The sequence below is a fragment of the Meiothermus sp. Pnk-1 genome, from assembly GCF_003226535.1.
Taxonomy (GTDB): Bacteria; Deinococcota; Deinococci; order Deinococcales; family Thermaceae; genus Allomeiothermus.
This window is the reverse complement of the sequence record NZ_QKOB01000003.1, coordinates 228,117-240,404: the sequence shown is the minus strand read 5'-3', so window position 1 is coordinate 240,404 and position 12,288 is coordinate 228,117. Positions and strand designations below refer to the sequence as shown.

Here is a 12,288-nt window from a genome sequence, read left to right as displayed (position 1 = left end):
ATGCGGCCTATGCTCCGGGCGTTCTTGCTTCCTTGGGTTCTCCTGGCCTTAGGGGTTTGGACCTGGCTTGTCCTTGAAGCCAACCAGCATCTGGTGACCTTGGCCCGGGGAGAGGTAGAGGCCCTGGTGGAGGCAGCGGCCCGCCTCCCCGACCCCCAAGCCCTACTCCGCCTCGGGGTACGCCCCACGCCAACGCCCCAGGTTGCAGCTCCTCTCCTGGGCGAGAAGGAGACAGGGGTGGAGGTGAGCCTAACAGGCCTTAGGGCCTGGGCGGTACGGCCCTGGCAGGGGGAGGCCCTCGAGGCGGTGCGGGCGCTCCCCTTCTTCCTGCCCTCTCCTCTTTGGCCTTTTTTCCTCGCCCTGTTGGCTTCCCTTTGGGCCTGGACTCGGGGGGAAGGCGTGGCCCGGCGGCTGCTGGGGGCCCCATTGAAGGAGGCAAGGCGACGGCTTCTGGCCTTAGAAGCCGCTTTTCAAGCTTTGGAAGAGGGAGTGGCGGTTCTGAGGGAAGAGGAAGTGGTACTTTTGAACCCCAAAGGCCTCGCTCTCTTGGGCCTTCCCGCCGGAGCCCTTACCCCCCTCCCTCTGGGCCGGCTCTGGCCCGCCCTCAGGGGCTTTAGGGAAGAAGAGGCTCTGCTTCCCCTCCCTACCGGCCGTCCGGCTCGAGTGCGCCTCCTGGCAGTGGGGGGCTATAGGGTGGCGGTTTTTCAAGAGCAGGCCGAGCTGCTTCGTCTGGCTGAGGATCTTACCCAAAGCCGCCGTCACCTAGAACTCCTCAGAGCCCAAGCGCACGAGTTCCAAAACTTGCTTCACGCGGTGGGAGGGCTTTTAGAGCTTGGGCATCTGGAAGAGGCCCTGCGGCTTGTTCAGGGGGAGTTTGCTGCCGAGGCGGAAATGGACTCTCTGCTGCGCGGGGTGGAGGTGCCTCTGGTGGCAGCCTTGATTCTGGGGAAGCTCCGCCGGGCCCGGGAGCGGGGTGTGGTCTTGCGCTTGGAGGGGAGGCTTCCTGCCCGCTACACCCCCTGGGGGGCGACCCTGGCCAGCGCGGTAGGCCACCTCTTGGAAAACGCCTTGGAGGCAGCGTGTACTACCCCGCTGGGAGAGGTACGGTTGAGGTTTGCCGAAGAGGAGGGGTTGAGGGTAGAGGTTTGGGACAATGGATTGGGCCTGCCAGAGGGGCAAAAGAGCCTTTTTCTTCCGGGGGCGAGTGGCCGGGGCGCGGGCCGGGGTTATGGCCTGGCATTAGCCCAAGCCCAGGTGCGGGTTTTAGGCGGGGAACTCGGCTACCATAGGAGGGAGGGGTGGACAGTTTTCTGGATCCAGTTTCCCGGGCCCTCGTTGTAGAGGACGATCGGCGGGTAGCGCTTCTTCACAGAGCCCTTTTAGAGGCGGAGGGTTTTTCGGTAGAGGTAGCGGGGAGTTTGGCGGAGGCCCTTGTGGCCTTGGAGGTTACGCCGGAGCTTGTTCTTTTAGACCTTTACCTTCCCGATGGGCATGGTCTGGATCTTCTGCCTGCCCTTGTCGGGGTGTACACCGTCGTCATCACCGCGGCCAAGGACGTACCCACCGTGGAGCGAGCCCTTTTGGGCGGGGCCATGGACTACCTGGTGAAGCCATTTGGCCAGGCGCGGTTCAAAGAGGCCCTAAGCCGTTACCGGGCTTTTCGGGCTTTAGCCTTGAAGAGGGAGGTTTCTCAAGCCGATCTGGACCGTCTGCTTGCCCGCAGGCGTTTTTCCAAAGGGCTGGACCCGGAGACTAGGGAAAGGATCCTCCGCTTTCTCCGCAGCAATCCGGCGGCTGTTACCGCTGAAGAGGTAGCTGAGGCCTTAGGGCTTTCCCGGGTTACCGCCTGGCGCTACTTGGAGTCTTTTTATAAAGAGGGGATGGTCCGGATAGAAGGGGGCTACGGACGGCCAGGGCGACCGTCGAAGCGCTACCGGCTCTGAGGGGGAATGGCCACCCCTTGTGGCGCAGGCTTACAGTTTGATCGGTGTATACTTTCGCCATAGGAAAAGCTCAGGGACTCTGGAGGCCATCATGCGCATAGCTTTAGTCACCGACTCGACCTCTGACCTACAAACGCGCGCCCAGGAAATGGGTGTGGAGGTGGTGCCGCTCTACGTCAACTTCCAGGGGAAGGTGCTCAAGGACTGGCTCGAGGTCAAACCTGATGACATCTTCCGGGGGGTGAGCGCGGGGGCGGCCCTGCCCTCCTCCTCCCAACCCTCCCCTAGCGACTTCAAGGTAGCTTACGAGCGGGCTTTACAGAAAGCCGACCAGGTACTTTCCATCCACATCTCCTCCAAGCTTTCCGGTACCCTTCAGTCGGCCATTCTAGCGGCTCAAGACTTTCCCGGCAGGATCGTAGTCTTTGACTCCCTAGCGGCCAGCATGGGCATTGGGATGATGGTTGAGCGAGCCCACGAGATGCTCGCCCAGGGAGCCGACCTGAGCCAAGTACTGGTGGAGCTCGAGCGCATCCGCGCCGACAACATCGTGCGCTTCACCCTGGCTACGCTGGAATACCTCAAAAAGAACGGGCGCATCGGCGGAGCCCAGGCTTTTCTGGGCAGCCTCTTGGGGATCAAGCCGATCCTGACCCTCAAGGAGGGGCGGGTCGAGGCCGCCGGACGGGCCCGGGGAGAGAAAAAAGCCCTCGCGGAGATGGTGGAGGCTTTCAAGACCTGGGGCGCCGGTCGGCAGAAGATCCGCGTCTACTACCTCTACAACGCCGATCCCCAGGCGGTGGATGCCTTCAAGCGGGAGGTGGCCGCTTCCGGGCTGCCGGTGGAGGTGCGGGCTACCAGCGAGGTGGGGGGGGTCATCTCCACCCATACCGGGCCGGGGGTGTACGGGTTTTACGCCTACAGCCTATGAGCACAGCCTTCGTCGCCGACTCCACGCTGGGACTTTCGCCCCAAGAAGCCCTCGAGCGGGAAATCCACTTGCTTCCCCAACAAGTGGTGATACAGGGAAAGAGCTACCGCGATTACTTCGAGATCACCCCCCAGCAGGTCACCGAGGCTCAACTGGCGGGCCAAACCGTGAGCACCAGCCAGGTGGCCCCCGCCGACTTCGAGGCCAAGTACGAAGAACTACTTCACCGCTTCGAGCGGGTGGTCTCGGTGCATGTGTCGGGCAAGCTTTCCGGCACGGTTGCCACCGCCAGGCGGGTGGCGGAAAAATTCGCCGGGCGGGTCCAGGTTTTGGATTCGTTGAGCCTAAATGCGGGGCTCGGTTACGTGCTGGAGGAGGCTCGCAAAAAGCTCAGGGAAGGGGTACCCATCGAACAGCTCGAGGCGGCCATCGCCCCTCTCCGCGACCGAGTACGCGGTTACGTGCTCCCCGAGACCCTTACTTACCTCCACCGCAGCGGGCGCGTCAGCGGCCTCCAGAGCCTGGTGGGAAAGTTGCTCAAGATCCTGCCGGTGCTCGAGGTCAGAGGTGGGGTGGTCCATCCCATTGACCGGGTGCGGGGTTTCCACCGTGGCTTGGCGATTTTGGCCGAGCGCTTCCACCAGGCCTTCCCCCAAGGGGCCCGCTTCACCCTGGCCCACTCCAGCAACGCCAAGGGGCTTGAGGACCTGCGCCGGCTGCTCTGCTGGGAGGGTTTGGCCTACGACGGCGAGCGCGACGCGGGGGCGGCGGTCTCGGCCCACACCGGGCCGGGCACGGTAGCGATTTTTGGCGCGCCGAGATGTGGCAGATGACCTGTAGGGCGGGTTGCTAGCTTTTTATGCGTGCTGTCGTTCAGCGGGTGGCAGAAGCTCGGGTTCTCGTGGACGGTCGAGTGGTCGGTCAGATCGAGCGGGGGTTCTTGGTGCTGCTGGGGGTCCGGCGCGGCGACACCCCGGAGGACGCCGCCTATCTGGCCCGCAAGATCGCCGCCTTGCGGGTCTTTCCCGACCCCCAGGGCCGGATGAACCTGTCCTTGGCCGAGGTAGGTGGGGGGGTGTTGGTGGTGAGCCAGTTCACCCTCTACGCCGACACCCGCAAGGGTAACCGCCCTAGCTTTATCGAAGCCGCCTCCCCCGATGAGGGAAAGCGGCTGTACAGCCAGTGTATAGACTTCCTGCTGCGCGAAGGGATCCACGTCGAGACCGGGGTTTTCCAGGCCCAGATGCAGGTGCACTTAATCAACGACGGACCCGTGACGATCCTGCTGGATTCACAAGATCGCCATCGCCCTAATCGTGCTTGAGATGGCCCTGTCGAAGCCCTCGGCGCGGGTCATGCGCCATACCCAGGCGTATGGCCTTCACCCCGGCTAGGGAAGACCCGCTTGACACCCACGGCGGGGTAGGGTAGATTCAGTTCGTTCGGAAAACTTACTATTGGAGGCCCAGTTCTGATGTCCCCGAGCCGCAAAGGCGACCCCCTAGAGATGAAGCGGATCAACCGCAGGGCGATCCTGGAAGCCCTCAAGGCCTCGAGGTCGCTCACTCGAGCGGAGCTGGCGCGGCGCCTGGGCCTCACCAAGAGCACCATCTCCTCGCTGATGGATCAACTGCTGGGCGAAGGGTTGGTAGCCGTCGAGCTCACTCCCCAGCAGGGAGAGGGCCGGGATAAACCCCTGCTGGGGCGACCTGGCTTAGGGGTGACCCTCAAGCCTCTAGGGGCCGTGGCTTTGGGGGCTGAACTGGGGGTGGAGAACTCGGTGGTGCTGGCGGTGGATTGGACCGGGGCCATTCTCTTGCGCGAAGAGTGGAGCGCTGACCCCCAAACTCCTTTGTCGGAGCGCCTCGAGGGCCTCATCCAGGTCATCCGAGAGGGCCTGCGACGGCATCCGGAGGCCTTGGGCCTGGGGTTAGCCCTGCCTGGGGTGGTAGATGCTCGAGGGTGGCTACGCTACGCCCCTAACCTGGGTTGGCGCGACTTTAGCGTAGCCGAGATGTTGCAGGCTCGGTTTTCTTTCCCCATCTACATCGAGAACGACGCCAACAGCTCGGCTGCGGGGGAGGTGTTTTTCACCCCCTGGCAGGGCCAGCTGGCCTACTTGATGCTGGGGACCGGGCTGGGAGTGGGGTTGGTGCATGCAGGGACGGTGCTGCGTGGGGCGAACGGGGCCTTTGGTGAGGTGGGTCATTGGCTGGGTAGAAGCCGGACGCGCTGCCGCTGTGGGCGCTTGGGGTGCCTCGAGACCGAGGTGAGCTTGCGGGCCATGCTCGAGCACTACCGGGCTCTGGGAGGAAAGGCCGAGGATTTTTGGCAAGTCTTGAAGCTGGCTCAAGGTGCTCAGCGCTTGGCCCTGGAAGCCCTTGCGGAGTTGGGGCGGGCCTTGGGCAGGTTGATCGCCAACCTGGCGGTGGCCTACGACCCCGAGCGGGTGGTGCTAGGGGGGGCCGGAGCCGAGGCCTGGGCTTTCCTGGAGCGGCCCTTGCGCCAGGCCCTCGAGGCACACGCCTTTTTACGTGAGCACCAACGGCTCGAGGTTCAGCCTAGCCGCTTCGGTCATCTGGCCCCGGCGATGGGGGCGGCAGCTTTGGTGCTGCACTCGTTTTTGGCATCCGGGGGGTTGCGGGAACGCCCCGCCTCCCCTGTTGCAATGCGGTAAAAGGAGGATTCGAGATGCGTTCACTCAAACGATGGTTGGCCGTGGCTGCGTTGGGCTTAGGAGTTGCGTCCTTGGCCCAGGGCAGCGGCAAGCTGGAGATCTTCTCCTGGTGGGCCGGCGACGAGGGGCCGGCTCTGCAAGCCCTGATCGACCTTTACAAGAAGCGCTATCCCGGCGTGGAGGTGATCAACGCTACCGTGACCGGCGGTTCCGGGGTGAATGCTCGGGCGGTGCTTAAGACCCGAATGTTGGGGGGCGACCCGCCGGATAGCTTCCAGGTCCACGCTGGCCAGGAGCTGATCGGCACCTGGGTGGTGGCCGACCGCATGGAGGACCTCAGCAGCTTGTTCCGCCAGGAGGGCTGGACCACCAAGTTCCCCAAGGGCCTCCTTGACCTGCTTTCCTACAAGGGCGGGATCTGGAGCGTGCCGGTGAACATCCACCGCTCCAACGTGATGTGGTACAACCCGGCCAAGCTCAAAGAGTGGGGGGTGACCCCGCCCAAAACCTGGGCCGAGTTCCTGGCTACCTGCCAGACCCTCAAGGGCAAAGGCCTCGAGGCGCCGTTGGCGCTGGGTGAGAACTGGACCCAGCAGCATCTGTGGGAATCGGTGGCGCTGGGTATCCTCGGGCCCGATGACTGGGCCCGGCTGTGGCGTGGCCAGCTCAAGTTCACCGACCCCAAGATGATCAACGTCTGGAATACCTTCGGTAAAGTGCTGGACTGCGCCAACAAAGACGCTGCTGGCCTTTCTTGGCAACAGGCGGTGGACCGGGTGATCGAGGGCACCTCGGCCTTCAACATCATGGGTGACTGGGCCGCCGGGTACATGACCACCACCAAGAAGCTCGAGCCCGGGACCGGCTTCGGCTGGGCTCCCAGCCCCGGCACCAGCGGCGTATTCATGATGCTCTCCGACTCCTTCGGGCTCCCTAAAGGGGTCAAAAACCGCACCAACGTGATCAACTGGCTCAAGCTCTTGGGCTCCAAGGAAGGCCAGGACACCTTCAACCCGCTCAAGGGCTCCATCGCCGCCCGCACCGACTCCGACCCCAGCAAGTACAGCCCCTACTCGCAGTCAGCGATGAAAGACTGGAAGACCAACAAGATCGTGGGATCGCTGGTCCACGGTGCAGTGGCCCCTGAGTCTTTCATGAGCCAGTTCGGCACCGTGATGGAAATCTACCTCAACAGCAAGAACGCCCAGGCTGCTGCCAACGCGGCCCAGGCTATTGCCACCCAAGTCGGTATCGGTCGCTAGGCTTTGTCGGGGGCAGGCTCGAGCCTGCCCCTATTTTCTCTGGGTGGTTTAGGGCAGCCCTCCACTCAAGGAGCACGAATGCGTTGGTTGAAAAACAAGGACTCCCTCTATAGCGTGCTGGTTTTGTTGCCTTCGGTCATTTTGATCGCTGTCTTTGTCTATGGATTTATCGGTCAGACCGTCTACACCTCGCTTACCGACTGGGGTAAGGATCCGTCCCAAGCGCTTTCGGCCAATCCGCAGATCCGATTTATTGGCCTCGAGAACTACCGTGAGCTCTTCACCGGGCTGGTAGACTCGCGCTTTCGGCAGGATCTGGTCAACACCATTTTTTTCACCCTTTTTTTCATCCTGGGTTGTCTGGCCTTGGGGCTTGGCCTGGCCATGATCCTGGACCGGGGGCCTGCTGGAGAGGGGTTTTTCCGCACTGTCTTTTTGTTCCCGATGTCGCTTTCGTTCATCGTCACCGGCACTATCTGGCGCTGGATGCTTCAGCCGGCGGGCGGGGTGAACCAATTGCCGACCGTGGTGGGGTTACCTAAAGGGGGGTTTGCTTGGCTTACCAGCCGAGAGCAGGTCTGGCAGTTCAGCTGGAACGACCTTCCTCTCTATACCGCGCTGGTGGTCTCTGCGGTGCTGATGTGGATCGGGCTCACAGCTTTCCGCGGGGGGCAGCGACGGCGGGGTTGGATAGCGGCGGGGTCTGCCGGGTTGCTGTTATTGTGGGTTTTGGTTATCGGGGATCGGCTACAGCTGCTTCCCTATGACGAACCCCACGGCTTCAACCTGGCCTTTATCGGCATCATCCTGGCCGCAGTATGGCAGATGTCGGGGTATACCATGGCCCTCTACCTGGCCGGACTGCGCGGCATCCCTGAGGAACTGCGCGAGGCGGCCCGGGTGGACGGGGCTACCGAGTGGCAGCTGTACCGGCACATCATCTTTCCCATGCTGGCCCCCATCACCCTCTCGGCGATGATCATCCTGGGGCACATCTCGCTCAAGATCTTCGACCTCATCTTCGCCATGGCCGGGGCCGACAACGCCCCTACCGATGTGCCTGCCCTACTGATGTACCTCACTACCTTCCGCGCCAACCAGATCGCCAAAGGGGCTGCCATCGGCACCATCTTGCTGATCTTGGTGGCCTTGGTGATCGTGCCTTACCTGTACAGCCAACTCAGAAGCGAGGTGCGGCGATGAACCTTACCCTCGGGCGCATCCTGCAATACGTGCTGCTTCTGATCGCTACGCTCTTCTTTCTATTGCCGGTATACCTGGTAGTGGTCACCGCGCTCAAGGAGCCCTCCGCCATCACCTTGCAGTCCACCTGGCAACTGCCTCAGCGGTGGTACTGGGAGAGCTTTGCCCAGGCTTGGAACGCATTCTTGCCCAAGCTGCAAAACTCCTTCTTTCTGACCGTTATCGCTACCCTCCTCTCGGCTTTGCTGGGCTCGATTAACGGTTACGTGCTCTCCAAGTGGAAGTTTCCTGGGGCCAACGTCATCTTCCCGTTGATGCTTTTTGGCATGTTCATCCCCTACCAGGCGGTGCTCATCCCGCTGTTTCAGTTCGTGCGCGAGATCGGGCTGGGCGGGAGCCTGTGGGGGCTGATCCTGGTGCACGTGGTCTATGGCCTGCCCATCACCACGCTGATCTTCCGCAACTACTACGCCGAGATCCCCGACGAACTCATCGAGGCCAGTCGCATTGACGGGGCCGGGTTTTTCGGCATCTACGGCAAGGTGGTCTTTCCGCTTTCGCTGCCGGGGTTCGTGGTGGTGATCATCTGGCAGTTCACCCAGATCTGGAACGAGTTTCTCTTCGCGGTGACGTTGGTCAGTAGCCCCGCCAACCAACCCATCACCGTAGCGCTGGCCCAGCTCGCGGGGGGCGAGGCGGTGAAGTGGAACCTGCCCATGGCCGGGGCACTTTTGGCTGCGTTGCCGACGCTATTGGTGTACATCTTTTTGGGGCGGTACTTTATCCGCGGTTTGCTGGCGGGATCGGTCAAGGGCTGAGTTCGGCTCAGCCCTCGGTAGCTCCCTCCGGCAGCTTCGCATCCACGAAGAGGGTTTTGGCTCCGGTGTAGAGCACCTGCCCAGCGGCGGCCTTGCGGGGGCGCCAGACGTTTTTCTTGGCAGTGTAATCCACCGGTACGTTCTTGTCGCCCTTGGCCTTGGAGTAGAAGGCGGCGAGCTGGGCGGCGAAGAGGAGGTCTGGTAGGGGGGCGTTCTGGCCTGCGGTGCGCAGGATGACGTGCGATCCGGGGAGGCCCTGGACGTGAAACCACAGGTCTTGCGAGTGCGCGGTGCGGGTCAGGAATTCGTTTTCCTTGGAGCTTCGACCTACCCACACCGTGAAGCCCGAGGGGGACTGAAACCGCAGCCCGACCTGGGAGGGGCGCTCCTGGCGGGTGCGCTCGAGCCTCACCAGTTCTGATCGGCCCGCTTTCTCGATGGCCTCGAGCTCAGCCTCGAGCTCAGCCAACTGCTGCTGCAATTTGGGCTCGAGCTCCAGCGCCCGGAGGGCGTTGGCCTCGAGCCGCTTGGCCCGCGCATAGTACTTCTGCGCATTTTGCGCAGGGGAGAGGCCAGGCTCGAGGGGGATCTTCACTTCCTGCCCCTGGAAATCGGCGAGGACGGCCTCGCTCGCGCTGGATTTCAGCTGCTTGCCGTAGGCCAAGAGCAGATCGCCCCAGGCGCGTAACTTGGCGGCCTCATCCAAGCGGGCCAGGGCTTTTTGGCAGTCCTCCAGCCGGGCCTCGAGGGTCTTTTTCCGCCTCAGCAGGGCCTCGCGGAGGGGCTTCCGCAGGGCTTCGGTCTCCTCTCGTTCCCAGGAGGCGCGGAGCTCTTCCGAGAGTGCGGTGCGCTCCTTGGGCCGCGCGATCAGGCTTTGCAGGGCCTGGTATAGGGCAGGCAGGTGAGCTTCCGCCAGGAGGGTCTCGGGGGTCAGGCCTGCTCGCCGGGCCAGCTCTTGTGCCAGCTCTTTCCCGATGCCATCGAGGTTTTTCTGCACGGCCTGGGCGAGTTTCTGCCCCAGCAAGACGCGCAGGTCCGCTTGGGTTGCGCTGCGGGGGTCGAGCTTGTGGTAGGGCGGGGGAGGGGTGTAGGGCAGGCCGGGTCGCAGTTCGCGAAAGCGGTTGACCTCATGGGTCACGTTGCGGTCTAAGCCCAGAATTCGCCCTTCGGGGTCAGTCAGAATCAGGTTCGCGTTCCGCCCGGTGAGCTCGAAGAGGAGCCGGGTGGGGGGGGTGTCCACGAAACCGTGCTCCCCTTCGAAAAAGAGCTGTACCACTCGGTCAAGCTTGACCTGCTGGGCCTCGAGCAATCTTCCTTTGGCCCGCGTGGCGAGCATCCGCTGAAAGGGGGTTTTAGGCTCCCCTTCGAGTTCTCCCGGCTCCAGGGTGAGGATCGGGTTGGGCGGTCGGTAGCGCAGGACCAAGTTGCCGATGCCCGCAAGGAGCAGCGCCGCTGTGCCCTCGTCGGGAAAGACCCAGCCTAGGCTCTGTGCCGGGAGGCGCGGCTTTAGGTCGCGCAGGATAGCGTGGATGAGGAGACCTTCCATAAAACGTTGAACGCTAAACGCCGGAAGCCCAGCCTAGCAGAAATGCCCTGAGAGGAGGGCTTCGATAAAGGCCATCTCGAGGGGCTCGAGCAATCCATCGGCTTGCCGACGGAGATAAGCGCTGGGCGCGGTTGGGGGCCCATGGGAAGGAACCCGGGTTTCCTACGCCTTCCCAATCCGCCTAAGCTGCACTAAAAACGCGGTGTGCCCCACCTGCTGAAAATTCGGGTGGGCGATGGGCGGACGCACATCCCAACTGCGCAGGATGACCTCGAGCGTCCTTTCGTGCCGTAAGGGCCAGCCCACCCGCTTGATTTCCTCCAACAGCGCCACCACCTGGGTGAGGTTGGGCAGATACGCCACCACCGAGCGATCCGCTTTGAGGGCCGGCACCACATTGCCCAGCACCGCCCAGGGCTCCATCAGGTCCAGGGCTACCCCGTCTAGGGATTGGGGCTCGAGCTTGGCCTCGCGCAGATCCCCCAATACGAAGTGTACGTTTCCCCAAGTTTCATAAGCCTCCAGGTTCCGCTTGGCCCGTTCCTGGTGGCGCTCTCGGCTCTCGTAGCTCCAGACCCGCCCCCCAGGGCCTACGGCGCGGGCCAAAAACAGGGTGAGCCCCCCTGAGCCTGAGCCCGCCTCGAGTACCTGCATCCCCGGAGCCAAGTCGAGCAGGAAGGCGATCATCGCGGCGTCTTTGGGGTAGGTGGGGGTGGCCTCGCGGGGCATATGCAGGGCGTAGTCCTCGAGCGTGGGACGGTGAACGCTGAAGGGTTCCCCGTTCTCCAGGGTGATCCTCGAGCCATACCCGGCCCTCAGGATCTCCTCGTGCCTCAACGAGCCTCGGTGGTGATCAAAGCTCTGGCCTTCCTTGAGCCGGAACAGGTATTTCCGGCCTCGGCGGTCTTGTATCAGCACCCAGTCGCCGTAGCGCACGCAAGAATTGTCGAGCCTCCCCCCGCCAGGGTCAAGGGGCCTACCCTTCACAGGGCGTTGGCCATCTTGATGTAGCGCCCGTAGGCCTCGAGGTCATAGGCGTTGGGCAGGCGAAAAGGACCTACGAACACCGTGGGCGTCCCGTTTACCCCCACCCGGCTGCCCATCGCAAGGTCGGATTCGATGATCTGCCGGGTGGCTGGGTCTTGGGTACAGCGCAGCAGCTTGAGCTCGTCCAGCTTGAGTTCCTGGGCCCGGGCCGAGACGTTGATGCCCTTTTCGAAGAGGGCATCGTGGTACTCGAAGAATTTGCCCTGCTGGGCAGCGCATTCGGCGGCCAGAGCGGCCGGCATGGCCTGGGGGTGGATCTGGGTGAGGGGGAAGTGCCGGAAGCTGAAGCGGGCCAGGCCGGGGTTGATGTAGCGCTTCTCGAGCTCCGGCTTGACCTGCAGCGCAAACTGTTTGCAGTAGGGGCACTGGAAGTCAGAGAACTCCCGGATCATCACCCCACCCTGGCCTAAGATGTGCCGGTCTGGCCCGAAATCCTTGATCTCCACCGGGGCCAGGGTAAAGCTCAGGTCGGCCGCCAGGGTTAGGGTGAAGCTAAAGCCATCCCCCACCCCGATCCTCTGCGGCCCCTTGCCGCGCAGCCCCTCGGCGTTTTGCCGCATGAAGCCCAGGAAGGCCTCGGCCATCTTGGGCTCCCCGATCCCCGCGGCCAGCACCCGCCCAGCCCCCAGGTAGTCGGTAGCGGGGCCCCGGTAGCTCACCTTGTAAACCAGCCCGTCTAGCAGCTCGAGCTGAACCGTTCCCCGGTTATAGGTGAAGCTTCGGGCTTGGCTATTCACCCCCAAAGCTTTGGTTAGGCTCTCCTGGGGGAAGCTGATCTGTGCCGTAGCGCTGCCTAACAAAAAAGCGGCCAGTAAGCCGCACCCAAGTTTCATACCTACTAACTTACAACAATCCGTACGC

The 12,288-nt window shown here is 63.0% G+C and carries 12 protein-coding genes; 9 read left to right on the top strand and 3 right to left on the bottom strand.

Annotation, left to right across the window (positions count from 1 at the left end):
* The first annotated feature begins 9 nt into the window (after positions 1-9).
* From DNA98_RS17635 to DNA98_RS05950, 9 genes are all read left to right on the top strand, one after another.
* Positions 10-1,341: a sensor histidine kinase gene (locus tag DNA98_RS17635; RefSeq protein ID WP_129865613.1), complete on the top strand. Its 1,332-nt coding sequence runs from the start codon at positions 10-12 to the stop codon at positions 1,339-1,341.
* On the top strand, positions 1,311-1,943 hold the full coding sequence (locus DNA98_RS05985; RefSeq protein WP_233493135.1) for a response regulator: 633 nt from the start codon (positions 1,311-1,313) through the stop codon (positions 1,941-1,943). The genes DNA98_RS17635 and DNA98_RS05985 overlap by 31 nt, the downstream gene beginning before the upstream one ends.
* Before the next feature lie 91 nt (positions 1,944-2,034).
* Positions 2,035-2,874: a DegV family protein gene (locus DNA98_RS05980; RefSeq protein WP_110527637.1), complete on the top strand. Its 840-nt coding sequence runs from the start codon at positions 2,035-2,037 to the stop codon at positions 2,872-2,874.
* Entirely contained in the window at positions 2,871-3,707 is an 837-nt protein-coding gene (locus DNA98_RS05975) for a DegV family protein (protein WP_110527634.1), read from the top strand. The genes DNA98_RS05980 and DNA98_RS05975 overlap by 4 nt, the downstream gene beginning before the upstream one ends.
* A 26-nt stretch (positions 3,708-3,733) precedes the next feature.
* Positions 3,734-4,198: a D-aminoacyl-tRNA deacylase gene (dtd, locus tag DNA98_RS05970; protein ID WP_110527631.1), complete on the top strand. Its 465-nt coding sequence runs from the start codon at positions 3,734-3,736 to the stop codon at positions 4,196-4,198.
* 150 nt (positions 4,199-4,348) lie between these two features.
* A complete protein-coding gene (locus DNA98_RS05965) occupies positions 4,349-5,551 on the top strand; it encodes an ROK family transcriptional regulator (RefSeq protein ID WP_110527628.1) in 1,203 nt (400 codons plus the stop codon).
* A gap of 14 nt (positions 5,552-5,565) precedes the next feature.
* Complete coding sequence (locus DNA98_RS05960; RefSeq protein ID WP_110527625.1) at positions 5,566-6,813, top strand: ABC transporter substrate-binding protein; 1,248 nt, start codon at positions 5,566-5,568, stop codon at positions 6,811-6,813.
* Between the two features lie 78 nt (positions 6,814-6,891).
* The gene (locus DNA98_RS05955; protein WP_110527622.1) at positions 6,892-8,016 is read left to right on the top strand and encodes a carbohydrate ABC transporter permease; all 1,125 of its coding nucleotides are present in this window, start codon (positions 6,892-6,894) and stop codon (positions 8,014-8,016) included.
* Positions 8,013-8,834: a carbohydrate ABC transporter permease gene (locus tag DNA98_RS05950; protein WP_110527619.1), complete on the top strand. Its 822-nt coding sequence runs from the start codon at positions 8,013-8,015 to the stop codon at positions 8,832-8,834. Before DNA98_RS05955 ends, DNA98_RS05950 begins: the two co-directional genes overlap by 4 nt.
* Before the next feature lie 7 nt (positions 8,835-8,841).
* Here the strand turns inward: DNA98_RS05950 and DNA98_RS05945 are convergent, their stop codons facing one another.
* From DNA98_RS05945 to DNA98_RS05935, 3 genes are all read right to left on the bottom strand, one after another.
* Positions 8,842-10,380 carry an NFACT family protein gene (locus DNA98_RS05945; RefSeq protein ID WP_110527616.1) on the bottom strand — a complete coding sequence of 513 codons (1,539 nt, stop codon included), beginning with the start codon at positions 10,378-10,380 and terminating at the stop codon, positions 8,842-8,844.
* A 162-nt stretch (positions 10,381-10,542) separates the two neighbouring features.
* Positions 10,543-11,316 (bottom strand): tRNA (adenine-N1)-methyltransferase, encoded by a 774-nt coding sequence (locus DNA98_RS05940; RefSeq protein WP_110527614.1) that lies wholly within the window; start codon positions 11,314-11,316, stop codon positions 10,543-10,545.
* Between the two features lie 47 nt (positions 11,317-11,363).
* Positions 11,364-12,260 (bottom strand): DsbA family protein, encoded by an 897-nt coding sequence (locus DNA98_RS05935; protein WP_110527611.1) that lies wholly within the window; start codon positions 12,258-12,260, stop codon positions 11,364-11,366.
* Positions 12,261-12,288: the final 28 nt, after the last annotated feature.